Source organism: Streptomyces sp. 11x1 (assembly GCF_032598905.1).
GTDB lineage: Bacteria > Actinomycetota > Actinomycetes > Streptomycetales > Streptomycetaceae > Streptomyces.
This window is the reverse complement of sequence record NZ_CP122458.1, coordinates 5533651-5559874: the sequence shown is the minus strand read 5'-3', so window position 1 is coordinate 5559874 and position 26224 is coordinate 5533651. Positions and strand designations below refer to the sequence as shown.

Below are 26224 nucleotides of genomic sequence, written 5' to 3'. Positions count from 1 at the left end.
GACGTTCATGAACTGGACGTGACTTCCGTCGGCCAGCGCCAGGCCCGTGATGTCATCTCGGCCCTCCCTCAAAGGAGCACAATACACTTTCACGCTGTCACATATTCAACCCATCTCTGGTACGACTGAGCGAGATCCGCTGAGCCTTGGGCGAGATTTCCCCATTCGCCGCCATCGGCAATTGCACCAGCCTCATCCATCTGGTGACGGAACTCCATCTCACCCAAGGCGGGAACATTCGGACTACTGGAATCGTCTTCCAAGTACCCCGCGATAGAGTAGGTGCTCAGTAGCACTTCGAAGCAGTTCTCGGCGCTTTCGTCAGGGGTGCTCCATGTGCGCAGCACATAGTCTGCGACGGAAGCGATATCCATGACCCAGGCTCCCCAGCCTGGAAGCTCTTCATGTGGTTCATCGTCCGGGCCGAGGAAATCGCGCAGACGTCGATTCATGCCCACCAGGTCGAAGTCTGATGGAAGCTGCCGCGCACAGCTAACTGCGTATTCCTGAATCTGATACACCAGTTCAGCGATGCTGGAGAATTCGCCGGAGATCCTGACGTCATCCAGTAGCCCTGAAATCCGATTTAGGCAGAGTGCTGCCAACTGGCCACGACCAAGAGGAGTGAGGCTTTCGACTGCGGCGGCAGCCCGATCGCGATCAAACAATGCAACCCCTCATTGATCCCAGATGAATTGACTCTGCCCTGTCAGCCTACTGCCGTCAGGGGCGGATCTAATTCGCCTCAGAATAGCAGTAGGATCACTCGGGCCGACCAGTTGTGCAGGTCCGACAGAAGCATTGAACGGATCGAACAACGTGTTCTGGCACCAGGGGCATACGGGTCTGTTCGCCGCGCCTGCCACAGGTGTCCACCCCTTGTCTCGTATGTGGTTCAGCGCGCTGGTTTCCGCATCGCCTGCGACCCTGTCGGCCATCTCTTCGCCATCCTGGATCCCCTCTCTGATCAGACGGTCCAGGCCACGCTTCTGGTCGCCACTCCACCCCACAATGTCACGGACCCTGCCTTCCGCGTCCATCGCGCGAATAATGGCGGTGGACCGCCGCCCTTGAGCGGACTTGGGGAGCAGACCATGCAGCGCATCAACTCGTGCCTTGAGCTCCGCGGCAATGGCCCCCCGATCGCCAGTGACGCCTGCGGCGCCCTGCTGGCCTGCGGGACTGCCAATGGTGGGCAGTGGCACACAGGTGTTGCCCGGTGTCCAGCCCGCTGCCGGATTGCAGTAGGCGACGCCAGTGCCAGGGTCGAGGAGGTTGCCGTTGCCCGTGCACTGCATACCAAGGAGACCCCCGGTGCAGGCGCCGGTGCCGTCAGGAAAGTACTTGAAGTACTCCGCCACGTCCCCAGCTGAGAACTCCAGCTCCTTGACCGACTTGGTCAGCGAGTCGTCCACGAACTCTTCGTGTCCGGCGTCCGTCTTGGCCTTGGTGGTGGGCCGTGCAGTCTTGGTGGACAGCGCGTCTCTGATCATGTCCGCCCACGGGGGCGGGGGCGGGGGCGGCGGAGGGCCGGGCGGGACGCAGTTCCAGGTGCAGGCGCCGGTTCCGGTCCCTGTGCCGCCGCCTCCGCCGCCGTATCCTCCGCCACCGCCGTAGCCTCCGCCCGGCCCCCCTCCAGGGTTGCCCGGGTTCCGCCGCGCGGCGGCGGCTGCGCGGGCCTGGGCTGCCGCCTGGGCCCGCAGTGCGGAGACGAGGCCGGAGGTCGACGGCAGCAGGGAAAGGTGACCGCCGGTGCTGCGCCGGTCGCGGCGTGACTCGTTGCTGCCGAACAGGTCGCGGATGCCGTTCCAGATCCGGCCGGCGCCGCGCTTGGTGTCGTTCCAGGTGCTCTTCCAGTTGGACGCCTTGGTCCAGCTCGCGCCATACGACTGGCTCGCTCCGGTCCCCGCGCTGGTGGCAACGCCCGCGTACAGAATGGCGCCACCGACGGCCACCAGACACCACGGGCAGTGCCCGGTCGGGTCGGTGTTCGTCAACGGGTCGCCGTTGCCGTAGGTGTACCGGTTGGCGGCGATCGACGGTACCGGGTTCAGCGTCCAGGAGTCTCGGGAGGAGAAGCCGCCGGTGGCCGGGTCGTACCAGCGGGAGTGCATGTTGACCTGGCCTGTGTCCGGGTCGGTGTACTCGCCCTGGTAACCCAGGGTGCCCTGGGCGCCTGTCTGTGCTGTGACCTCGCCGAACGGGGAGTAGCTGGTGGAGCCGTCGAGAGTGCCCGTGGCCGGGTCGAAGGTGCCGGTCACGTCGCCGTGCAGGTCCGACAGCACCGCGGCGGCGCCTGTGCCGTCCGTGTTCGCCGAGGCCAGGGCCTCGCCGGACAGGCCGCGGGCCACCAGCCGACCGCCGCCAGCCACGAGGTCGTTCGACTGGTCCGCGTAGGTGAGACTGTCGCCTCCCTGCGTCACCAGGCGGCCCAGCGCGTCGTACGCGTACACCGTGCCATCGGCGCCGACCATGCGGCCCAGCGCGTCGAACTCCGCCGTATGGGTGCCCGCTGGGCCACTGCTGCCGGTGCGGGTACCGCGCGCCGAGTAGGTGTAGGTCACGTCCCCCGCACTGGTCAGCCGGTTGCGCTCGTCGTAGGTCGCCGTCACGCCACCGGCGCCCGTTCGATTGCCCGCTTCGTCCCAGGTGTACTCGGTGACCGTGTCGTCAGTGGCCGTCCAGCTGGTCAGGCGACCCGCCCAGTCGTAGTCGTAGGACTGGGTGCCCGGGTTCGCCGTACCCGTGGTGGTCCTGGCGGTGAGGCGGGAGGCGTCGTCGTAGCCGTAGCCGACCGAGGCCGTCGTAGTGCCGCCTGGTGCCTTGAGAGTGTCGGTGGTCGGGCGGTCCAGGACGTCGTAGGCGAGGGAGCGGGTGGCGCCCGTGCCGCCGTACGCGATCGACGTCGGACGGGAGGCGTCGTCGTAGCCGTACGTCTGTGTCGCGTTCGTCAGCGGGTCCGCCGCTGTCTTCAGACGACCAGCCATGTCGTAGCTGAAGGTCGTTCGACCTGCCGCGTCCGTGCGGCCGGTCAGGCGTCCCTCCTCGTCATAGGTGAAGGCCGCTGTGCCCGACGGGCCGCCCGAGGAGAGCAGGTTGCCGCGGTCGTCGTAGGTGTAGGACTCAGTGCCGCCGGGGGCGCTCATCGAGGTGAGGCGGCCGGCAGCGTCGTAGTCGTAGGTGTCGGGGGTCGTGGTGGCCTCGGCGCCGGAGCCGGTGGTCTTGGTGATCCGGCCCAGGGCGTCGAAGGTGCGCTGCTGGGTCACGCCGCCGGGCTGGAGCTCGGTCACCGGTCGGCCGGCCTTGTCGTAGACCGTGGTCCAGGTGCGGTCCGCCGGATCCGGATCGGTCGTGGTGGACGGCTCGACGATCGACTCGACCAGGCCGTGGCTGGTGAAGGTGGACCAGGTGGTGTTCTCCCGACCGTCCGTCAGGCGGGTGCGCTGCCCGGCGGCGTCGTAGCCGAAGGTGGTGGTGATCGAGGTGTCGGCGTCGACCGGTTCGACCAGCTTGGTCAGCTGCCCGAGTGCGTCGAACGTCTGCTTGACGGTGTGGTCGAGTTCGTCGGTGATCTCGACGAGGTTGCCGTCTTCGTCGTACGTGGAGCCGCGGGTGCGCACCACCGTGCCCGTGCTGTCCTCGTCCATGACCGATATAGGGCGGCCTGCCAGGTCGTGGACGGTGCGGGTGGTGCGGCCCTGCGGTGTGGTGACGGATGCCGTCAGGCCCGTGGGCCCGTAACTGTAGACGGTCTGCTTGCCCGCCGTGTCGGTGACCGTCTTGGGCTGGCCCGCCGGGTTGTAGGTGCTGGCTGTGGTGATACCAGTAGGGCTCGTGGTCGACAGCAGGTTGCCGCTGTCGTCGTAGGCCAGTGCCGTGGTGAACGCTCCCTGCGCCGGGTGGCGTTCGATCCGGGTCGCGGTGATCTGCCGGCCGAGGTCGTCGTAGGTGGCCTCGGTACGGGCACCGGTCGGGTCTGTGGCCGACAGCTGTTCGCCCAGCAGGTCGTGGGTGAAGGTGGAGACGGGGGCGGAGGCGCCGTCCTCGGGGGCCGGCTGCGTGACCTTGGCGAGGTTGCCGAGCTGATCGTAGGAGTAGGTGGTGGTCCTGCCCAGCGCGTCGGTCTCGCTGCCGAGGTTGCCCGCGTTGTCGTAGGTGCGGGTGACTGTGGCGGTCAACGGTGAGGTGGCGCCCGGCGGGGTGTAGTCCGGCAGCCTGGTGCTGGTCTCGCGGCCCAGGCGGTCGTAGGCGGTGTGCGTGACGTTGCCGTTGGGGTCGCGGGCGTCGACCAGGTCGCCGAAGGTGTTGTAGCCGATGGCCGTGGCCGAGCGGGCGGTGACCGCGCCTTCCTCCTTCGTCTCCACCGTGACCGGTGCCGAACGCGTCTCGACCAGCCGACCGAGCGCGTCGTAGGAGTAGTCGGTGGTGTGGGCGGCCGGGTCGGCGCCGGAGGCGTTGCCGCGCGGCGATGTCTCGGACAGCACCAGGCCGCGGTCGTCGATGTCGCGGGTGGTGACGAGGTCCTCGGCGCCATTCTCCACCGTCTGGCGGGTGACCGCCCCGGTGAGGTCTCGCTCGTAGGAGACCTTCTCGGTGCGGGTGCCGCCCGCGCCGGTGTACGTCTCGGAGAGCACCGCGCCCGCGGCGTCGTACGTGTACGCGGTGCTGCGGGCCAGCCCGTCCGGGTCAAGGACCTGGGCGGTGGTGCGTCCCGCGGCGTCCACGGAGTAGGTGGTGGTGACCTTGCCGTTGCCGGTGGTCTCACGGATGAGGTTGCCGGCGGCGTCGTACCGCTTGTCGCTCAGTACGAGGTCGCGGGTGCTGTCGTCCGGGTCGTGGAAGCCGGAGAGGATCTGCTGGGCGGGCAGGCCGTCGTCGTAGTACGTGTGGCGGATGGTGCGGCCCATCGCGTCGGTGTGTTCGGCGAGGCGACCGGCCGGGTCGTACGCGTAGGAGTCCAGCACCACGTCCTTGGCGGCGGACGGGCTGTTGGGGTCACCAGTGAAATCCGCGAGGGTGACCTCAGCGAGGTCTCCGCGGGCTGTGTAGGCGTAGCGGAAGGTGCGCGGGCCGGGCATGGTGCGGCTGGTCTGGTGGCCGTAGGCGTCGTAGGAGTAGTTCTCCACGGCTCCTTCGGCGTCGGTGAGGGTGGCGACGCGGCCGTGGGCGTCGTAGGTCCGCTCGGTGGTACGCGTGGTGTCGTCGCCTGCGATGTCCGCCACGGACTCCTTGAGCGGGTGGCCGTCCGGGTCGTAGGTGTAGCTGGTCCTGGCCTGGTGCTCCTCGCCCGTGACCTTGTTGTTGGTGACCGGTCCGGTAACAGTGGTCGTGCGGGACTCGCCGTCGTACGCCGTGGTCGTGGTGACACCGTCCGGGTGCGCGTCGGAGACGGTCGTGTTGCTGGTCTCGCGTCCGAGAGCGTCGTAGGTGTACTCGGTGACGACTCCGGCCGGGTCGGTGACCTCGGCGAGGTCGCCGGCCGCGGTGTAGGAGCGTCGGGTCACGCGGTCGCGGGTGTCGGTGGAGGCCAGCGGCAGACCGGCCGGGACCGTGCCGCCGCCGACCGCGGTCTCGGTGCCGTCGGTGTAGGTGTGGCTCTCGGTACGGCCCTGTGGGAAGTCCGCGGTGGCCGGGGTGGTGGTGGAGACCCGGTCGCCGTGGGAGTTGTAGCCGTAGCTCGTGCGGTACGTGTCGTCCGTCGCGCCCGAGGAGCGGGCGTCGCGTACGGCGGTCAGTTGGTCGTTGCGCGGGTCGAGCGGGTCGTCCGCGTTGAGGTGGTAGTCGTAATAGGAGGTGTGGCAGGTGGCTTCGTCGTCGGTGTCCCGGCAGGTGGTCTGCGAGATCTTGTTGCCACGCTCGTCGTGGCCGAGACGGGTGACGGTGCCGTCGGGGCCGGTGGTGGCCGCCAGGAAGCCGCCGGTGTCGTACTCGTAGCTCGCGGTGTTGCCGGAGGTGTCGGTCTGGGCGATGAGCCGATATCCCTGGAGCGGGTCGTAGGTGTAGCTGGACGTGCGGTCGTCGGGGTCGGTGACCGTCACGGTGGCGGTCGTCCGGCCGACCGTGGCCGACTGATCGTCGGTGGCTGGCTTGTCCTCGGTACCGGTGAGTTGCAGGTTGGACAGCTGGTAGGTGCCGCCGTTGGCGTCGGTGTAGGAGGACACACGGTCGTGGGCGGCGTCGTAGACGACCTCCGCGTGGACGCGGCCGCTGGGCAGCGTCACCTTCGTGAGCTGCTGGGCGACCGTCGCCGACGCGTGGTGCTCGGCGACGGTGCGCGAGCCCAGCGGGCGGGTGTAGACCGCGGCCTCGTCGATGTCACCGGCGAAGCGGCCGATGGTGCCGGTCGTCGCCGGCCAGTTGTTCCAGTAGCCGGCGCCGAGGTAGACGAAGCGCTGGTCGTCCTGGGTGATGTCGCCGCTGAGAGTGCCGACCTTGGTGCCGTCGAGGTAGAGGCTCTGGGTGTTGCCCGCGGCGGTGAGTGCCGCGTGGTGCCAGGTGCCGTCGTTGACCGTCTGAGAGGAGGTGATGGGTGCGGCTGTGCCGTTCCAGAACTCGCCGCGCAGTTTGCCGTCCGTGCCGACGTACAGGGCCGGGGTGTTCTTGCCGGTGGTGGCCTCCTCCAGGGTGTGGTCCTGGTAGCTGAAGAGCACACCACTGCCGGTGGTGCGGAACCACAGTTCGGCGGTCAGGTACGGGGTGTCGCTGACCAGTTGGTCCGGCAGCTGCACGTAGGACGTGGTGCCGTTGAAGGTCGCCGCTGTGTCGGGGCTGCCCGCCAGGGCGCCGGCGGTGCCGAGCTGGACGTCCTGGTAGGTGCCCTCGTGCTCGGAACGGTCCAGGAGCAGGTCGCTGGCCGCGCTGGTGGCGTCCGCCTGCTCGTTCAGACGCCAGTACGAGAACGGTCCTGAGTCCTGGACGACGGTGCGGTGGTGGGAGCCGCTGCCGTAGGTGTAGACGGTGCAGGCGCCGGCAGCGTCCTCGGGACCGCAGACCTGCATGAGCTTGTCGTCGACGTACGTGTAGTCCCACGTCAGCGGCTCGGCCCCGCTGGAGGGGACGTCCGTGGTGACCGTGGCGACATGGCCGCCCGACCAGGTCAGATGCAGGGCGCGCCCGCCGGTCGCGGTGACCGTGGTGAGCTCACCGGCCGTGTTGTACGCGAGGGACTGCTCGCGGCCCCGGTAGTCGGTGACCTCGGTGAGCCGGCCACCGTCGTCGAAGACGTAGCTCGTCTGGTCCTTGTCGGTCAGCTTCCAGCCACCGCCGGTGATTGAGATGAGGGTGGCGAAGCTGCCGTACGGGGGTGCGTAACTGCCGTCGGGGTTCTTGCCGAAGCGGACCTGGCGGCCGTCGGGGTGGGTGACCACGACATTGCCGGTGCCGTCGCTGTCCGGCTGGATCCGCATGTCGTAGCGGGTGCTCCAGCCGGCGCCGAAGGCGTTGTCGGAGCGGGGGTCGCGGCTGTTGTAGGTGCGGGTCACGGTCAGGCCGGGGCCGACCGTGGCCACTTGGGCGTCGGTGTCCGTGGTGGTGTAGTTGCCGATGCCGGGGTCGACCTCACGCCCGGCGCCGCCCAGGCCCTGGCCGCCGAGGTGCGAGGTGATCGCGGGCTGCTCCACCGCCGTGGTGAAGGTGTAGTACGGGCTCAGCGGTCCTTCGACACCGGACTCGCGGGACTTCACCCGCCAGACGTACTGCTTGCCCCACGTCAGCTTGCCGGCGGGCACGTTCCACGTCCGGCGGGTCACCCAGCCGGAGTTCACGCAGCCTGTCGGCGCCTCGGTGGTGCCCTCGCACACCTCGAACCAGTAGTTCAGGGCGGCGTTCGCGGGATAGTTGTCGATGCTCTCGCCGTCCGCGAACAGGGCCGGGGTCAGGCTGCCTACCTGACCGCCCGGGCGCGGGTAGATGTCGGCGATGCGCGGCCCGACGTCCTGTGAGGTGACGGTCACCGTGGCGACGGGGACATCCTCGCTGGAGAACCAGTGCTGGTCCCGCAGCCGCTGCATATCAAAATTGATCTTGTATTTGCCCGGGGGCAACGGAGGTATGCGCGCACTGAAGTCGGCGTCGTCTCCCGGCGTGAGGCGCTCGTTGAGGCGGGTGAAGGCGACCGGGCTCATCAGCGCGCCGGTGTCGTAGTTCCGCACACGGGCCCCGAGGCGGACCTCGTTCCAGCCGAGCGGCTCCCAGGTGAAGTCGCCCAGGTTCTTGACGTTGACCGTCACCTCACCGCCCTGGCCACCGGTCAGCGGCGCGGTCTGCGAGCCGACCGTGTACTTGGCGCCCCACGCGCTGTGGGTGATCGCCATGTGGGGCTTGTTGGCGGAGTTGGCACTGCCGAAACGCTTCCAGGGCCCGCTGGTGTCGAAGTCCGCCCACAGCGCGAGACCGTGGTTCGTGATCGAGCCGTCGACCCAGCCCTGGACGAGGTTCACACCCTTGCTGCCCAGGTCGATGACCCGCCACTTGGAGCCGCTGCAGTTCTCGCCATAGGAGAAGGAGTCGGAGGCGATCACGTCGCCGGCACTGGGCGGACGGTTGTTCCACGTGACCGTGGTGGAGCTCCACGAGCCGGTGACCTGGTTGACGGTCATCTTCTGAGCCGTGCAGCTGGAGGACCAGACGTTGAACAGGCCGAGGTCGGCATTGAGGATGTAACGATTCTTCAGCTGGCTGGTGACGTTACTGAAGCGCATGTAGCTGATGGCGCGGTTCGTGCCGCCGTCGTAGCTGCCGATCTTCAGCTCGTCGTCACCGGCGAAGTTGCTGTCCGGCCAGGTGTCCTGGACGAAGGAGTCGCCGTTGGTGTCGATGTCTTCGACGCTGGGGTCGACCCGTACCGGGTACACGCGCTGCGGTGCGTCCAGCCACGCGTCGTCGAGTTCGACCTTCAGGCTCCACCGGTCGCTCTCGTGCCCGAGACGGTAGATGACGCCGCCGGACAGGGCGGGACCGCCGGTGTCCGGGTCGTGGGAGGAGTCCTCCATCCAACCCCTGGGGATGACCGCCTGGATCTTGTCCTCGGCATCGCGCAGCAACACGGCACCGTGCGCGTCGAGTTCGGGCGTGAGGCCGTTGAGGGCCAGAGGGAACGTCCACTCCCGGGGTGCGTCGGGCGAGTTGAGGACGATGGTCTCCTTGACCGCGCCGTGCTCGGCCTGGAGCACGACGTCGGAGTCGCGGCGGACGTCCTCGTAGTGAGCGGCGTCGTCACGGACTTCGGCGACGCTGCCCGAGGCTCCTTCCAGTCCGAAGCTGACCTCGTGGCGGCCCTCGTCGATCTCCAGTGTGGCCAGGGCCGGATCATCACCGCGCGAGGCCAGGGTGAGGCCGGTGTCGTCGGAGGCGGCGGCAAGGCGGTCACCGTCGCTTGCCTCCGAGGTGTCCTCGGCCCGGTCGGCCGGGACAAGGGAAGTGTCGATGTCCTGCCAGACACCGGAGGAGTCCTGGTAATGGACGGGCTCGGTGTAGACGCGGGTGGTCTGTGTTCCGTCGGGGTTGCGGAACTCCGCGGTGGTGGAGGTCCGTTCACCGGGCAGCTCCACGCTGCGCTCGGCGTCGAAACCGGTCAGCCCGCTGCCGTCGCCCTCCGTGGTGGCCGGAGCGAGGGCCTGCGGCTCGACCTCCGGCTCGACGGGCGTGAACCCGGGCGCTGACTCCTGCAGGGGCAGCGCGCCCTTGGCGGCCTTCAGCTCCTCGGGATCGGCGCTGTTGCGGCCGGTGGCATCGGTCCGCGCCGCGCTCACCTCGTGGTCCCTGCCCGCCGCGGTGCCGGAGCGTTGTTCCGGCGCCTCGGTGTCCGCCCAGGGCGCGGAGGCCGCCCGAGCTACGGAGGTGAGGGCCGGCGGTGGCAGCAGAGTTGCGCACAGGGCCAGCAGCACACTGCCGGACGTCAGGGCGACGGCACGCGCGGAACGACCGGGACGACGGCGCCCCAGGCCCGCGAGAGAGCGGTGGCGTGAGCGGCTGGACACGCAACTCCTCCAAACCACAAGGCCGATCGCACCCACGCGGGGGCGATCGGCCATAAGCAGGAATGACGGGTGAGCCGCAGCGAAGCAGGACACACCCGAGCGGCGTACACGTTAGATCATCAGAACCGCCCCAAGTCATGCTCATAACAACAGATTTATAACGAGATCAGTCGATACGCCCATCCCCCACAAGGCGGTCACAGGGCCTCCAGGTGAGGCACTACCCCCACTGACCAGGGGCAAACGATTTCAGCCACCCCGCCCTCGGGGCCGATTCCCCGCTCCCGGCCGTGATCAAGTCGAGACCAGCACAGGGATAACCTGCGGCGTCGATCGTGCGCACCACGAACACCAAGCGGTGGAGCGCCCCCTCCGGCATCCCGACATCCGCAGCGGTGAAGGCCAAATGAAGGGCAGTCATGGCCGAAATCAAGGCACGTAGACGTCGGCCCAAGGCGTGGCACGTACTCGTCGGCCTGCTCGTCTCCACAGGCGCCGTGACCGCCGCCGTCCTCGTCGCCGGATCCGGCGGGGCAGCCGCGCCCTATGACTTCAACGGAGACGGCAAACCCGACCTGGCCCTCGGCCTGCCCGGCAACAGCGTGGCGGGACACGCGCGCGCCGGGTCCGTCATCATCGCCAACGGCACCTCGACCGGCCCCGCTGCCACCTCCGTGCGCATCGACCAGGAATCCCCCGGCGTACCTGGTGAGGCGGAGGCCGACGACAGCTTCGGACAGACCTTCGCCAGCTGCGACTTCGACAAGGACGGATACGCCGACCTCGCCGTCTCCTCACCGCTGGAGGCCATCGGCACCACCGAGGGCGCCGGCATGCTGACGGTGCACTACGGCAGTTCCGGCGGCATCTACGACTCCCGCACCGACGTGTTCGAGGAGGACACCACCGGCTACCCGGGGGCCGTGGGCAAGGACGAGATCTTCGCCTACTCCCTGGCCGCCGGCGATGTCACCGGCGACGGCTACTGCGACCTCGCCATCGGCCAGCCCCTCGACAACGCCGACGGCAAGCCCAACGCCGGCACCATCAAGCTGATGCCCGGATCGTCCAGCGGCCTCACGGCGGCCAGCACCATCCAGATCGACCAGTCCACCACCAACGTTCCCGGCGTCCCGGAAGCCCAGGACCGCTTCGGCGAGCAGTTGGCCATCGGGGACATCAACGGTGACGACACCGCAGACCTGGTCGTGGCCACACTCGGCGAACAGATCTCCAGCTCCTCCGACCGCGGCTCGATCCACGTCCTGTACGGGCCCATCGACGACGCACCCGCCGCAGGCGGCTACATCGACTCCGGAAGCATCACCGGCATCGGCGAGTTCGCCGGCAGTGCCCTTGCCCTCGGCCACTTCAACGACGACGACTACACGGACGTCGCCGTCGGAGTCTCCGACGAGGAGGTCGGCGACGAAGGAGCCGCCGGTCGGCTCGCGGTCCTCTACGGCAATGCCAACGGCCTGTCCACCGGCCGTGTGAAGCTCTTCGACCAGGACAGTCCCGGTATCTCCGGTGCGCCCGAATCCGAGGACTACTTCGCCTCCGCCCTCGCTGCGGGCGACTTCAACGGCGACGGAGTGGACGACCTGGTCGTCGGCATGCGCAGCGAGGCAATCGGTTCGGCCACCGGCTCGGGCGCCTCCATGATCCTCTTCGGCAACACCACCGGCGGTATCACCACCAAGGGTGCGCTCTGGGTGGACCAGGACACCGAGGGAGTGCCGGGCACCGTGGCTACCGACGACCACTTCGGCTGGACCGTCGGCGCACTGGACACCGACGGCAACGGCCGTGTCGAACCCCTGGTCGGAGCACCAGGCAACGCGGCCGGCACGGTGACTGTCCTCAAGGTGAAGCCGAGCACCCTGGAGTCCGCGACGGCCCTCGCCGAGGCCGATTTGGGCTGGTCCGCCGGCAGCGACGGCGACGCGTTCGGCATCGCGCTGCCGCGCTGACGCAGTTCACTTCGGAGCTCGCCGTTCGGTTCGGGCGGCGGGCCTCGGCTCCTGCATGAGATGTTGGCCGGATCTGTCCTTGCCAGGCGACTTCACGTAGCCTCACGGCCCGTGAAGATCGCACGGGTGATACGGAGCCGCGTACGGGAAGCGGCCACCTTGGAGGGCCTCCACCAGCTGTACCAGGAAGGCAAGTACGAGGAGGCCGAGGCCGGAGCCAGAGCGCTGGAGGAGAAATCGAGGCGTCGGCGCAGGCAAAGTCGGGGCCTCGCGGTGGGGTGGCACGCCAAGGCTCTGGCCACGGCGGCGGCCTGTGCCCACGGGCGCGGGGCGCAGGTGTTGGACGAGCTGGAATCTCTCACAGCGGAGTTGAGTGAGATGGCCGGCCCTGGCCGGGTACTGCTGCTGATGATCCGGAGCAACCGCATGCTGGTCCTCAACAGCGCGGGACGCCACAGCGAGGCGGAGGCGGAGGGACTGGACATACTGCGCGACCTGACTCGGCTCAAGCATCTGGCACCGGTGTGGCACATCGAGCTGTGCGTACTGGACAACCTGGTCGACGCGCTGTGCGGGCAAGCCCGCTACGAGGAGGCCGAGGCCATCGCCCGGGGGAATCTGCCCCGCGCCGAAGGGACGGCGGTCGCCGCTCTGCACTGCGGCCTGGTGCGCAGCCTGAACGGGCAGAAGCGGTACGACGAAGCGCTCACCAAGGCGCACCGGTTCACCCCACGCTGGGATCGGGGCCAGAGTGGGCGGCTGGGCACAGCCACGGCCGTCGCCCTGCACGGCCTGGGGCACCGAAGCGAGGCGGAAGCGACGGTCCGTGAGGCGCTGAACGACTGCGAGCGGTTTCTGCATCCGGACCATCCCCATGTCCGGGAAGCCCGCACACTGCTGGCGCGCATCACCGCCGACGACCCACCGGCGCCGACAGCCGAGGAGGCCGCGCGCTGACTGTGGCGGCCTCCGTCATGGTGTGGACCCCCCAGCAGTTCGGCGCCTTCCTCGACGCCGCCGAGGGCGACCGCCTGTACGCGATCTTCCTCCCCTCATCGGGCACGCGCGGCCTCCGGCGCGGCGAGGCGGTCGGCCAGGACTGGCACGAGATCGACCTCGACGCCGGCCTCATCACCCCCGCCGAGGAGATCGTGGTGGACGGCTGGGACCCCTACGAGTCCGAGCCGAAGACGGACGGCAACGCGAACACGATCGCGCTCGACAGCATGAACATCGCCGCCCTGCGCGACCACAAGGCCGTCAGGAGAAGGAGCGCGCCGAATGGTCCACCGCCTGGCAGAACACCGGCAAGGTGTTCACCAAGGAGGACGGCTCCTGGCTCCACCCGGAGACGGTCTCGGAAGCGTTCCGCCGCATCCTGGCCACGACCGACCTGCCACCCATCACCCTGCGGGGCCTTCGTCACGTCGCCGCGACGCTCACGCACGGAGGCGGCGGCGACATCCACACGGTGAAGGAGACCCTGCGTCACTCCACCATCACGCTGACTTCGGACACGTACACGAGCCTGCTCCCTGAGCTGGACCGCGAAATCGCCGAGAAGGCAGCGAAGCTGATCCCCCCGGTCGCGTCCGGCAGCCGCTGATTCGTCCGCCCAAGCGGCCCCCGATCCGCAGGCCACGGGCGCATCCGCTCACACATCGCTCACGCAGTGGCTCGAAAACAGGGCAGCGCCCGACCCGACCGAAGCCGACTCAGGCGCTGCGTAGCAGGTCAGAGGCTGTTTGCCTCCCCCGCCACCGGTAGGCCCTGTGGGACTCGAACCCACAACCAATGGATTAAAAGTCCACTGCTCTGCCAATTGAGCTAAGGGCCCAGGCGATGTTGCCTCCCCGAGCATAGCCGGACGTGGCCGGGAGTCCGATCGGGTATCGGTACCCGGCCGCGTCGGAGGGCCGTAAAAAGGTCCGCCGCAGAACAGAACAGGCGGAAGATCGGCGGAAGTCGGGCGAGTTGGCCGGGCCGGGCCCCTTCCCCGCGCCACGGAACGGCGGCGAGCCGCACCGACCGAACGGCAGGGGCCGGGCCCGGCCACGAACTCACGACGTCACGAACTCACGACGTCACGATGGATCACGGGTCGACGATCGGCTCCGGCGTCGCCTTCCGTGCCGCCTCACGGGCCACGCTCCGCTCGTGCTCGGGGTTGAGGAACCAATGCCGGGCGGAGACGGCCCACCACAGCGCCGCGAAGCCCAGCACCACGAGCACGGCGACGGGGGCGTAGTTGAAGTTCTCCCAGGTGACCGGGGAGAGCTGCGGGAGCATGAACAGGACGGTGATGAAGAGGACCCAGACCACGGCGACGACGCCGATCACCCGCGACCAGCGGCCCAGGTGCCAGGGCCCGCGCTCGAACGCGTCGCCCTTGCGCAGCCGCAGCAGGGTCGGGATGACGTACGCGATGTAGAGGCCGATCACCGCGATGGAGGTGACGGCGGCGTACGCCGTCACATTGATCAGATATGGGAGGCCGAGGAGCAGCGCGCCGCCCGCCGCCAGCCAGACCGCCGCCACGGGGGTGCGCGTGCGGGGGCTGACCGTGTGCCAGACGTGCGAGAACGGGAGCGCCCCGTCGCGCGAGAAGGCGTAGATCATGCGGCTGTTGGCTGTGACGGAGGCCATGCCGCAGAAGAGCTGTGCTCCGATGACGACGAGGAGGAGCAGTTTGCCGCCGGTCGCGCCGAGCGCGTCCAGCAGGATCTGCGCGGGCGGCACCCCGGTCGCCGACTCGCGCGCGCCGTCGTAGGACTGGATGGCGAACGTGAAGCCGAGGAGGAGGACGAAACCCGCCACCCACGACGTCCAGATGGACTGGACGATGCCCTTGGGTCCGGCCGTCGACGCGTCGTGCGTCTCCTCGGTCATATGGGCCGAGGCGTCGTACCCGGTGAAGGTGTACTGCGCCATCAGCAGCCCCAGCAGCACCACATACAGCCCACTGCTCCAGCCCGTCTCGTTGACGAACTCGGTGAACACGAAGGACGCCGACTGATGGCTGTCCGGGACGATGACGAGCGCGCCGACGATGACGACCACGCCCACCACGTGCCACCACACGCTGATGCTGTTCAGCAGACCGACGATCCGGACGCCGAAGGTGTTCAGCAGGCCGTGCAGCAGCAGGATCGCGGCGAAGAGGAGGATCGTCCGGCCCGGGGTCACCTCGAAGCCGAACTCCAGGTTCAGGTACGCCGCCAGGAACGAGGCCGCGCCGAAGTCGATGCCGGCGGTCACGGCCACCTGGCCGAGCACGTTGAACCAGCCCGTGAACCACGCCCAGGCCGCCGCGCTGCGCTTCGGCGCCAGTCGGTGCGCCCAGAAGTACAGGCCGGCGGAGGTCGGGTAGGCCGAGCAGATCTCGGCCATGGCCAGACCCACGAAGAGCGTCATCAGACCGACCGCGACCCAGCCCCAGGTGATCACCGCGGGCCCGCCGGTGTTCATGCCGAAGAGATAGAGGGTCATACAGCCGGACAGGACCGAGATGATCGTGAAGGAGACCGCGTAGTTGGAGAACGCGGACATACGGCGGGCGAGGACCTGCGTGTAGCCCAGCTGGGCCAACCGCTCCTCGTCGGACACCGAGACCGACACAGAGTCCGGAGCCGAAGCCCCGGCTGCCCCACGGGCTATGTCGTCATCTGTCATGCCCCCAGCAATTCCCTTGCCGGGGACGTGACATGCGCCACACCGTGGCCGAAAACCGGCGGGGGGAGGGGAAACCGAAGGGCCCGTACGACCGAAGTCGTACGGGCCCTTCTCTGTTTCAGTCGGCGTCAGCCGTTGCGCTTCCAGCGCGGCTTGTCGTCACGACGGCCGAAGGAGGAGCCGGTGCCGCTGCCGCTGCCGCGGTGGTCGTCACGACGGCCGTACGGGCGCTCGTGGCCGCCGGAGCGGAAGCCCGGACGGTCGCCCTGGCGGTCGCGGTTGAAGGGACGGTCGCTGCCCCGGTGCCCACCGCGCTCGTCACGACGCTCGAAGGAACGGCCGCCACGCTCGTTGTCCCGGCGGAAGCCACCACGGTCGTTGCGGTCACGGTCGAAGGAACGGCCACCGCGCTCACCGTCACGGCGCTCGAACCCACCGCGCTCGTTGTCCCGACGGAAGCCACCACGGTCGTTGCGGTCACGGTCGAAGGAACGGCCACCGCGCTCACCGTCACGACGCTCGAACCCACCGCGCTCGTTGTCCCGACGGAAACCGCCACGGTCGTCGCGGCGCTCGAAGGAACGGCCGCCACGGTCGTTGTCACGGCGGAAGCCACCACGGTCGTTGTCACGACGCTCGAAGGAACGCCCGCCACGGTCGCCGTCCCGACGGTCGTCACGGCGGTCGAAGCCACCGCGCTCGCCGTCGCGGCGGAACCCGCCACGGTCGCCGCGCTCGCCGCGGTCGTTGTCACGACGCTCGTAGCCGTTGCCCCGCTCCTCGCGGCGCTGGCGCGGCTGGTCGTACGAGGGACGCTCGTACGCCGGACGCTCGTGCACGGGCTGCTCGACGATCGCGGCCGGGGCCTCGACCGACGAGGCACCGTCCGCCTCGACGACGGCGACGGTGGTCTCCGCGGCCTCGGCGGCCGCGGCCGCGACAGCGGCCTCCGGGTCCTCGCCCCGCTCCCGGGCCGCACGCGCGGTCAGCCGGTCGGCCTCCTCGCGCAGTTCGCCGGCGCGGCGCGTGGCCCGCTCCAACTCCTTGGTGAGGTGAGCGACTTCACGCTCGGCCTGCTGCGCGGCGTTGCCGGCGGACTCGGCCTGGACCTCGGTCATCGACCGGGCGCCCGTGATGTCGGCCACCTCGGGGTCGAACGTCGTGCCGCCCTGGATGATGTGACGCCCGGCGTCGACGCCCGCGTCCTCCATCAGCCGGAAGATCTGGCGGCGCTGGTGCGGCAGGGAGAGGGACACGACCGTGCCCGTACGCCCGGCACGTGCCGTGCGGCCGGCCCGGTGCAGGTAGTCCTTGTGGTCGCCGGCCGGGTCCACGTTGAGGACGAGGTCGATGCCGTCGACGTGGATGCCTCGGGCGGCGACGTCGGTCGCGACGAGCGCGTTGACGTAACCGTCCTTGAAGTCGGCCAGCGTGCGGGTCCGCGCGCCCTGCGTCATGCCGCCGTGCAGCGCGTCGGCCTTCACACCGGCGTCGCGCAGCTGCTCGGCGATGCGGTCGGCGCCCAGCTGGGTGCGGACGAAGATGATCGTGCGGCCCTTGCGGGAGGCGATGGCGGCCGTGACCGGCGCCTTGTCCTTCGGCTTCACGATGAGGATGTGGTGCGACATGGTCGTGACGTTGCCCTGGGCGCTGTCGACCTCGTGCGAGACCGGGTTGACCAGGTAGCGCTTGACCAGGGTGGAGATCTCGTTCTCCATGGTCGCGGAGAACAGCATCCGCTGGCCGCCGGCCGGGACCTGGTCGAGCAGCTCGGTGACCTCGGGCAGGAAGCCCAGGTCCGACATCTGGTCGGCCTCGTCGAGGACGGCGATCTGGACGTTCTCCAGCGAGCAGGCACCGCGGTTGATGATGTCGCGGAGACGGCCGGGGGTGGCGACGAGGACGTCGACGCCACGCTCCAGGGCGTAGATCTGGTTGCCCATCGACGTACCGCCGCAGACGACCTTCATCTTCAGGCCGAGGACGTCGCCGTACGGCTGGAGCGCGTCCGCGACCTGCATCGCGAGCTCACGGGTCGGGGTGAGGATCACGGCGCGCGGCTTGTGCTTCTCGGTGCGGCCGCCGGCCAGCGTGGCCAGGGTCGGCAGACCGAAGGAGAGGGTCTTGCCGGAGCCGGTGCGGCCTCGGCCGAGGATGTCCTTGCCGGCCAGGGCGTCCGGGATGGTCGCGGCCTGGATCGGGAAGGGGGTGGTCACGCCGTTCTGCGCGAGCTTGCGCACGACGCCCTCGGGGAGACCGAGGTCCGCGAAGGTGACCTCGGGGGCCGCCGTCTCGACGGAGTCGTTCTCGCCGTTCTCGGGCACGACAACGTGATCAGTACTGGAAATGGACATGCGTATGCGAAACCTTCCGGAGTCTCGTCGGCACGCGCCCGTCAACTCCGTGATTCGCACACGACCGCCTCTATGCGGTCCGCCACGGCAAGGGAGAGTACGCGCCACACGGCGCGCTCTGCGGTGGCGCCGGGCAAATGGGATCAAACGATCTACCACCATACGCACCCACCACCCCTCAAGGCAAACTGAGCAGATAGCCGCAGGTCAGGGATGTGCGACCGATCAGCGGGGGCACGGGGCGCGGGGGAGGGACGCCGGCGGGGCTGCGGCGAGACCCGTGTGGACAGTGAACAACGCCACGGAACCAGCGGCGCCGGAGCGCAGCGTCTGCGGCGGACGCGGGGCAGGCCCTCAGAAGCGGCGGCCTCAAGCGCTGTGCCTCCGGCGGACGTGGCACACGACCGCCCGTACCACCCACCCGTACCACCCGTCCGGACGGTGGCGACGCGACAAGACCGGCGCGGCCCGAGGCGGCGCCTTCGGCGGGCGCGACAGGACCAACCGTGCGGCCGGTGGGACGCCGCAGAACCGGCGGCCCCAAAGCGCGGGCTCCCGCCGCGGGCCGCACCGAGGACCCGCCAGGGCGTGGCGCAGCCCCAGCCCCGACCGGACGCCACCTGCGCCATCCGACCACCACCGCCCACACTCCCGCCGACCGGACGGCACCGTCCCCCACCCGCGCCCCCAACCGGACGCACCCCGCCCCGCGCCCGCCCCGACAGCCCGGCCGAGCCCGCCCGCGCGCTCCCCTCTCCCCGCCCACACACGACACGCCCTCCGTTCAACCGCCGGAGGCCTACGCCGTGTTGCCCGCCTGGGGTGCCGGCTCGCGTTCCATCAGTTGTGCTCCCTGCTCGTGCGCGGACGAGGACGGCTCGGCCGAGGGTTCCGGCGACGGCGGGGGCTCCACCGGCTTCGTCGGCTTCGTCGGCTCCGGCTCGGGCGGCACCACCGTCGGCGTGGGAGTCGGCTCACCCTTCGTCGGCTCGGGCTTCTCCGGCCGCTCCCCCTTCCCCTTGTCCTTGCCCCCCTTGGGCCGCGCCGCCTTGCCGGACGGCTTCGCCGCCCCGGACGCCGACGCGGAGGCGGACGCGGAGGCGGAGGCGGACGCGGACTCGGCGGCGGAGGGCTCGGGCGAGGCGGAACCCCGGCGCTTGCCCTGCCCGGACTGGTACCCCGTGCCGCCTCCGCCCGTCACTGCGGAGCCCCCGTCCGGCTTCTCCCCACCTGGTTGCCCCACGGACGGCGACGGCCCGGGCTTCCGCCCGTCGTCCCCCACGCTCATACAGCCGCCGGCTGCCGCGACGGCCAGGACCGTGGCAGCCAGACGGACGGATACGTTCAAGGCGCGCACGGCGGCCACCTCCGAGGGGGGCGAAAGAGGAGTCCCCTGCCCAACTCCCGCCGCCCACAAGAGGACACGCGCACACCGGCAGCGCCCCGAAGGGGCGCGGGGAACTGCGCGACCAGCCCCCACCCACCCGCACGGACCTACAGCGCCGACCCACCCACCCGCGCAGCCGACGCACCCACACAGCCGGCACGCCCGAGACGGCAGCCCGCCGCCGAAAGCGACTGAGCGACCGCGACTATCCGTACCCCAGCGCATGCAACCGCGCGTCATCGATCCCGAAGTGGTGCGCGATCTCGTGCACCACGGTCACCTCGGTCTCCGCGACCACGTCCTCCCGCGAGTCGCACATCCGCAGCGTCGGCCCCCGGTAGATCGTGATCCGGTCCGGCAGCACCCCGGCGTACCACTCCCCCCGATCCGTGAGCGGAGTCCCCTCGTACAGCCCGAGCAGCTCGGGATCGTCGGCGGGCGGCTCGTCCTCCACGAACACCGCCACGTTGTCCATCAGCCGTGTCAGCTCCGGCGGAATCCGGTCCAACGCCTCGGCGACCAGTTCCTCGAACTCCTCGCGCGTCATCTCCAGCACACGGCCATTGTCATGCACGACCCCCGCCACCCGCCCCCCGCATATCCGTCCTCACCCCTGGGCATACGGGACCAATGGCACGCGTCCCCGCCGCCCCGGCCCACCGCACCACCGACGCCGACACCCCCGACACCGCCATGAGGACCGTTGTGCGGACCGCTCTGCGCCGCGTCTCCCGGGCCATGCCACGGGCGCCTCGCGCCCTGGCCCGGCACTACCGCTCCCGCCGCACCCAGCCGACCCTCGAACTGGTCCACCACCCCCATCCCTGGGGACGCGCGCTGGGCCTCGTCGCGGTCGTGCTGCTCGGCGCCTGGCTGGGCCTGCTGATCGTCGGGAACGTCCGCACCCCCGTCGGCCCCATGAACACGACGATGACCCTGCGCCCATCCCTCACCGGCGGCACGAAGATCAACGTCTCCCCGCTCGGCGCCCTGGAACTCGCCAGCCACAACGCCCCCGTACGCCTCGACGTGAACGTCGACCAACTCGACCCGGAACGCGCCCAGGCCCTGGTCGACCACCCCGAGCGGATCTCCGGACTGCAGGAGGAGATCGCCTCGGACGTGCAGCACGGCACCGTCGACCTGGCCGTACGGTCGGGCGTCGCCGTCGTCGTCGGGGCCACCACGCTCGGCCTCGCCGTGTTCCGCCGCCCCCGCCGCGCCCTCGCCGCGGGCGGCCTCGCGCTCGCCCTGCTGGCCGGCGCCGGCGGTACGGCCGCCGCCACCTGGAACCCCAACTCCGTCCTGGAACCCAAGTTCTCGGGCCTGCTCTCCTCCGCACCCTCCCTGGTCGGCAACGCGCGCAGCATCGTCACGGAATTCGACATCTACCAGAAGGAGTTGGCCCGCCTGGTGACGAACGTGACCAAGCTGTACGACGTCACGTCCACGCTCCCCGCGTACCAGCCGGACCCCACGACCATCCGCGTCCTGCACGTCTCCGACATCCATCTGAACCCCGCGAGCTGGAAGATCATCGCCTCGCTGGTGGAGCAGTACGAGATCAATGTCATCGTCGACTCCGGCGACACCATGGACCACGGCAGCGCCGCCGAGAACGCGTTCCTGGACCCGATCGCCGACCTCGGCGCGCCGTACGTCTGGGTGCGCGGCAACCATGACTCGCGCGAGACACAGCGCTATCTGGAGGGCATCGACAACACGCACGTCCTCGACGAGGGCAGGGCGGTGACTGTCGGCGGGCTGCGCTTCGCGGGGATCGGGGACCCGCAGTTCACCCCGGACCGCTCCACCGACAAGGCGGGCCTGCCCTCGGAGGAGGTGGCCGGACGGCAGCTGGCGGACGCGCTGCGCGCCCAGCGGGCGGCGGGCAGTCCCGTGGACATCGCGATCGCCCACAACCCGGACGCGGCCCGGGAGACGGACGGCCAGGTCCCGCTCGTGCTCGCCGGACATGTGCACCACCCGGAGATGGAGGTCCTCGACCAGGGCACCCGCCTGCGCATCGAGGGCTCGACCGGCGGCAGCGGTCTGCGCGCCGTGGAGGGCAAGTACCCCGATCCCATCCAGGCCTCGGTCCTGTACCTCGACCGCGACAACCGGCGCCTGCAGGCCTGGGACGAGATCAAGCTCGGCGGGCTGGGCCTGACGACGGCCGAGGTCAGCCGCCACCTGCCCGAAGGGAACCGGCCCTGAGGGGCCGCGACTATTCGGTTTGGCCCACGTCCAAGCGGCGTAGTACAGTCTCGTCGTGCCCAAGGGCACCGGTCAGGGCTTGACCGTCCCAAGCTTCGTAAGAGGTGAAGGAGAAGCCGAACCCTTCGGGGGAAAGCGGAGTCACATGCTTCTCACGTCCTCTCCGGGATGCTCAGACGAAGCAGAGCAGTATGCGCAGTACGCCCTCATCGTCTAGTGGCCCAGGACGCCGCCCTTTCAAGGCGGTAGCACGGGTTCGAATCCCGTTGGGGGCACGCAACACACTGTGCGAGACTAGTCCCGCACAAGCTTGGTCCTGTGGAGCAGTTTGGAGTGCTCGCCACCCTGTCAAGGTGGAGGCCGCGGGTTCAAATCCCGTCAGGACCGCTGGTGTTTCACGTGAAACATCGCGGCTGGGTAGCTCAGTTGGTACGAGCGATCGCCTGAAAAGCGATAGGTCGCCGGTTCGACCCCGGCCCCAGCCACAGCGAACGAAGACCCCCTCCGGGCAACCGGAGGGGGTCTTCGCGTGTACGGCGGCGGACACCTGCGCGGTGCCCCGTGACGGCCCCACGCAAAAGCGTTCGCCCCTCGTTTCCCGGAGGTGAGATCCTGGGTCGCGTATGTCCACTCACCTCGCCCCCGCCTTCGGCGCCCTCGCCCCCCGTCTGGCCGAGCTGTCCCTGCGCGACGCGCACCGGCTCGGCCGCAGACTCGAAGGCGCGCGCAAGATCCGTAAGCCCGAGGCCCGGGCCGCCGTTCTCGCCGAGATCGAGGCGGAGGTCGCCAAGGGCGAGTCCCGCATGGCCGAGCGCACCGCACGCGTGCCGGCCGTCTCGTACCCCGAGCAGCTGCCCGTCAGCCAGAAGAAGGACGAGATCGCGGCCGCCATCCGCGACCACCAGGTCGTCATCGTCGCGGGCGAGACCGGCTCCGGCAAGACGACCCAGATCCCGAAGATCTGTATGGAGCTGGGGCGTGGCGTACGCGGCATGATCGGGCACACCCAGCCCCGCCGTATCGCCGCCCGTACGGTGGCCGAGCGCGTCGCGGAGGAGCTGCGGACCCCGCTCGGCGAGGCCGTCGGCTGGAAGGTGCGGTTCACCGACCAGGTCAACCCGGACGCCACCTTCGTCAAGCTGATGACGGACGGCATCCTGCTCGCCGAGATCCAGACGGACCGCGAGCTGCGCGCCTACGACACGATCATCATCGACGAGGCCCACGAGCGGTCCCTCAACATCGACTTCCTGCTGGGCTATCTCGCCCAGCTGCTGCCCAAGCGCCCCGATCTCAAGGTCGTCATCACCTCCGCGACCATCGACCCCGAGCGCTTCTCCCGCCACTTCGGCGACGCGCCGATCGTCGAGGTCAGCGGCCGGACGTACCCCGTGGAGGTGCGCTACCGCCCCCTCCTCGAAGAGGACTCCGAGGACGCCGACCGCGACCAGATCACCGCCATCTGCGACGCGGTCGAGGAGCTTCAGGGCGAGGGCAAGGGCGACATCCTGGTCTTCCTCTCCGGTGAGCGCGAGATCCGGGACACGGCCGACGCCCTGAACAAGAAGAACTACCGCTTCACCGAAGTCCTCCCCCTCTACGCCCGGCTCTCGCACGCCGAGCAGCACCGCGTCTTCCAGCCGCACACCGGCCGCAGGATCGTTCTGGCCACCAACGTCGCCGAGACGTCCCTGACGGTCCCCGGGATCAAGTACGTCATCGACCCCGGCTTCGCCCGCATCAGCCGCTACAGCCACCGGACCAAGGTCCAGCGCCTCCCGATCGAGGCGATCTCCCAGGCCAGCGCCAACCAGCGCAAGGGCCGCTGCGGCCGTACGTCCGACGGTGTCTGTATCCGGCTCTACAGCGAGGAGGACTTCGAGGCCCGCCCCGAGTTCACGGACGCGGAGATCCTCCGGACGAACCTCGCCTCCGTCATCCTCCAGATGACCGCGGCCGGCCTCGGCGACATCGAGAAGTTCCCCTTCATCGACCCGCCGGACCACCGCAACATCCGCGACGGTGTCCAGCTCCTCCAGGAGCTCGGCGCGCTCGACCCGGCGCAGAAGGACGTACGCAAGCGCCTCACCCCGATGGGCCGCAATCTCTCCCAGCTGCCCGTCGACCCACGCCTGGCCCGCATGGTCGTGGAGGCCGACAAGAACGGCTGCGCCCGCGAGGTCATGGTGATCGCCGCCGCGCTCTCCATCCAGGACCCGCGTGAACGCCCCGCCGACAAGCAGGCCCAGGCGGACCAGCAGCACGCCCGCTTCAAGGACGAGACCAGCGACTTCCTCGCCTTCCTCAACCTCTGGCGGTACGTACGCGAGCAGCAGAAGGAGCGTGGCTCGTCGTCGTTCCGGCGGATGTGCAAGCAGGAGTACCTGAACTTCCTGCGCATCCGTGAGTGGCAGGACATCTACAGCCAGCTGCGCACGGTCGCCAAGCAGATGGACATCCATCTCAACGAGGACGACGCCCCGGAACAGCACATCCATGTCTCCCTCCTCGCCGGCCTGCTCTCCCACATCGGCATGAAGGACGTGAAGGACGCCGGCAGCGAGAGCGGCGGCCGGAACACCGGGAAGAACGAGTATCTGGGCGCCCGGAACGCCAAGTTCGCGATCTTCCCGGGCTCGGCCCTCTTCAAGAAGCCCCCGCGCTTCGTGATGTCCGCCGAGCTGGTGGAGACGAGTCGCCTCTGGGCCCGCGTCAACGCGAGGATCGAGCCCGAATGGGTCGAACCCCTCGCCGGGCACCTCCTCAAGCGCACGTACAGCGAGCCGCACTGGGAGAAGGACCAGGCGGCCGTGATGGCGTACGAGAAGGTCACGCTGTACGGCGTGCCGATCGTCGCCCAGCGGAAGATCAACTACGGCCGGATCGACGCGGAGGCCAGCCGTGAGCTGTTCATCCGCAACGCGCTCGTCGAGGGCGACTGGCGGACGCACCACAAGTTCTTCGCCGACAACCGCAAGCTCCTCAGCGAGGTCGAGGAGTTGGAGCACCGGGCGCGGCGCCGGGACATCGTGGTCGACGACGACACGCTCTTCGACTTCTACGACCAGCGGGTCCCGGAGCATGTCGTCTCCGGCGCCCACTTCGACTCCTGGTGGAAGCACAAACGCCACGAGCAGCCGGACTTCCTGGACTTCGAGCGCGAGATGCTCATCCGGGAGTCCGCCGAGGCGGTCACCAAGGCCGACTATCCGGACTCCTGGCGCCAGGGGCAGCTGAAGTTCCGGGTGACGTACCAGTTCGAGCCGGGCGCCGACGCGGACGGTGTGACCGTCCACATCCCCCTCCAGGTCCTCAACCAGGTCACCGACGAGGGCTTCGACTGGCAGATCCCGGGCCTGCGGGAGGAGGTGGTGACGGAGCTGATCCGTTCCCTCCCGAAGCCCATCCGCAGGAACTACGTGCCGGCGCCGAACTTCGCCCGGCGTTTCCTGGACCAGGCGGTCCCGCTCCAGGAGCCGCTGCCGGTGACGATGGCCCGCGAGCTCAAGCGCATGGTGGGGGTGCCGCTGACCCCCGATGACTTCGACTGGTCCCGGGTCCCCGACCACCTGAAGATCACCTTCCGGATCGTCGACGAGCGGCGCCGGAAACTCGCCGAGGACAAGGACCTGGAGTCGCTGCGACTGCGGCTGAAGCCGAAGGCACGTCAGGCCCTCTCCCAGGCGGCTGCCGCCACCGCCGAGCGCCAGGGCGGCGAGTCCGTGGAGCGGACGGGGCTGACGGACTGGACGATCGGCTCGCTCACCCGGGTCTTCGAGACCCGCAGGGCCGGGCAGCCCGTGAAGGCCTATCCCGCACTGGTGGACGACGGCCCGACGGCGAACACCGTCTCCGTGCGCCTCTTCGACACGGAGGCGGAGCAGGCGGAGGCGATGTGGAAGGGCACCCGCAGACTCATCCTCCGAAACATTCCGGTCAACCCTGCGAAGTTCGCGAGCGAAAAGCTCACCAACGCACAGAAGCTGGCACTGTCCGCCAATCCGCACGGTTCGATCCAGGCACTCTTCGACGACTGCGCGATGGCCGCGGCCGACAAGTTGATCGCCGACTTCGGCGGGCCGGCGTGGGACGAGTCCTCGTACCGCAAGCTGTACGACAAGGTGCGCGCGGAGATCGTCGACACCACGGTCCGCACGGTCGGCCAGGTGCAGCAGGTGCTGGCCGCCTGGCAGGCCTGTGAACGCCGTCTGAAGTCCACCCGCAGTCCGGCCCTCCTCGCCAACCTCACGGACGTACGGGGGCAGCTGGACGCCCTCGTGAAGCCCGGGTTCGTCACGGAGGCGGGGCTGCGGCGGCTGCCGGACCTGATGCGCTACCTGGTGGCGGCCGACCGCCGGCTGCAGCAGATGCCGACCGGCGTCCAGCGGGACACCTCCCGGATGGAGAAGGTCCACGAGATGCGCGACGAGTACGCCTGGCTGCTGGAACAGCTGCCCCAGGGGCGGCCCGTGCCCTCCTCGGTGACGGAGATCCGCTGGATGATCGAGGAGCTGCGGGTCAGCTATTTCGCGCACGCCCTGGGCACGGCCTACCCCGTCTCCGACAAGCGGATCGTGAAGGCGATCGACGCGGCGGTTCCGTAATCGGCCATGCGCACCGGGTGAGTTCGACCGCGGGGCCACC

At 69.4% G+C, this 26224-nt stretch carries 11 protein-coding genes and 4 tRNA genes; 8 read left to right on the top strand and 7 right to left on the bottom strand.

The annotated features are described in order from the left end of the window. Positions 1-89 precede the first annotated feature (89 nt). The gene (locus P8T65_RS24345) at positions 90-668 is read right to left on the bottom strand and encodes a hypothetical protein (RefSeq protein WP_316727339.1); all 579 of its coding nucleotides are present in this window, start codon (positions 666-668) and stop codon (positions 90-92) included. A 9-nt stretch (positions 669-677) separates the two neighbouring features. Next, positions 678-9977 carry a DNRLRE domain-containing protein gene (locus P8T65_RS24340; protein WP_316727338.1) on the bottom strand — a complete coding sequence of 3100 codons (9300 nt, stop codon included), beginning with the start codon at positions 9975-9977 and terminating at the stop codon, positions 678-680. 419 nt (positions 9978-10396) lie between these two features. On the opposite strand from P8T65_RS24340, the gene P8T65_RS24335 reads away from it, so the two are divergent. The 3 genes from P8T65_RS24335 (at position 10397) to P8T65_RS24325 (ending at position 13556) form a co-directional block, all read left to right on the top strand. Next, complete coding sequence (locus tag P8T65_RS24335; RefSeq protein ID WP_316727337.1) at positions 10397-11950, top strand: FG-GAP repeat protein; 1554 nt, start codon at positions 10397-10399, stop codon at positions 11948-11950. Positions 11951-12061: 111 nt separating this feature from the next. Further along, entirely contained in the window at positions 12062-12907 is an 846-nt protein-coding gene (locus P8T65_RS24330) for a hypothetical protein (protein ID WP_316727336.1), read from the top strand. 355 nt (positions 12908-13262) lie between these two features. Next, positions 13263-13556 carry a hypothetical protein gene (locus tag P8T65_RS24325; RefSeq protein WP_316727335.1) on the top strand — a complete coding sequence of 98 codons (294 nt, stop codon included), beginning with the start codon at positions 13263-13265 and terminating at the stop codon, positions 13554-13556. A gap of 158 nt (positions 13557-13714) precedes the next feature. Here P8T65_RS24325 and P8T65_RS24320 read toward each other — a convergent pair. The 5 genes from P8T65_RS24320 to P8T65_RS24300 all read right to left on the bottom strand — a co-directional run bounded on the left by P8T65_RS24320 (position 13715) and on the right by P8T65_RS24300 (position 19919). Continuing rightward, positions 13715-13787, bottom strand: a tRNA-Lys gene (locus P8T65_RS24320). A gap of 257 nt (positions 13788-14044) precedes the next feature. Beyond that, positions 14045-15622, bottom strand: coding sequence for an amino acid permease (locus P8T65_RS24315; RefSeq protein ID WP_316727334.1), 1578 nt, complete (start codon positions 15620-15622; stop codon positions 14045-14047). A 128-nt stretch (positions 15623-15750) separates the two neighbouring features. Continuing rightward, positions 15751-17976, bottom strand: coding sequence for a DEAD/DEAH box helicase (locus tag P8T65_RS24310; protein ID WP_316727333.1), 2226 nt, complete (start codon positions 17974-17976; stop codon positions 15751-15753). Positions 17977-18775: 799 nt separating this feature from the next. Then, positions 18776-19333: a hypothetical protein gene (locus P8T65_RS24305; protein WP_316727332.1), complete on the bottom strand. Its 558-nt coding sequence runs from the start codon at positions 19331-19333 to the stop codon at positions 18776-18778. A 235-nt stretch (positions 19334-19568) separates the two neighbouring features. Then, complete coding sequence (locus P8T65_RS24300) at positions 19569-19919, bottom strand: metallopeptidase family protein (RefSeq protein ID WP_041819691.1); 351 nt, start codon at positions 19917-19919, stop codon at positions 19569-19571. Between the two features lie 74 nt (positions 19920-19993). On the opposite strand from P8T65_RS24300, the gene P8T65_RS24295 reads away from it, so the two are divergent. The 5 genes from P8T65_RS24295 to hrpA all read left to right on the top strand — a co-directional run bounded on the left by P8T65_RS24295 (position 19994) and on the right by hrpA (position 26184). Continuing rightward, positions 19994-21580 carry a metallophosphoesterase gene (locus tag P8T65_RS24295; protein ID WP_399099955.1) on the top strand — a complete coding sequence of 529 codons (1587 nt, stop codon included), beginning with the start codon at positions 19994-19996 and terminating at the stop codon, positions 21578-21580. 202 nt (positions 21581-21782) lie between these two features. Continuing rightward, positions 21783-21855: transfer RNA gene (locus tag P8T65_RS24290), tRNA-Glu, on the top strand. A 37-nt stretch (positions 21856-21892) separates the two neighbouring features. Beyond that, a tRNA-Asp gene (locus P8T65_RS24285) sits at positions 21893-21967 on the top strand. Positions 21968-21991: 24 nt separating this feature from the next. Beyond that, positions 21992-22065, top strand: a tRNA-Phe gene (locus P8T65_RS24280). 138 nt (positions 22066-22203) lie between these two features. Continuing rightward, complete coding sequence (gene hrpA / locus P8T65_RS24275; protein ID WP_316727331.1) at positions 22204-26184, top strand: ATP-dependent RNA helicase HrpA; 3981 nt, start codon at positions 22204-22206, stop codon at positions 26182-26184. Positions 26185-26224: the final 40 nt, after the last annotated feature.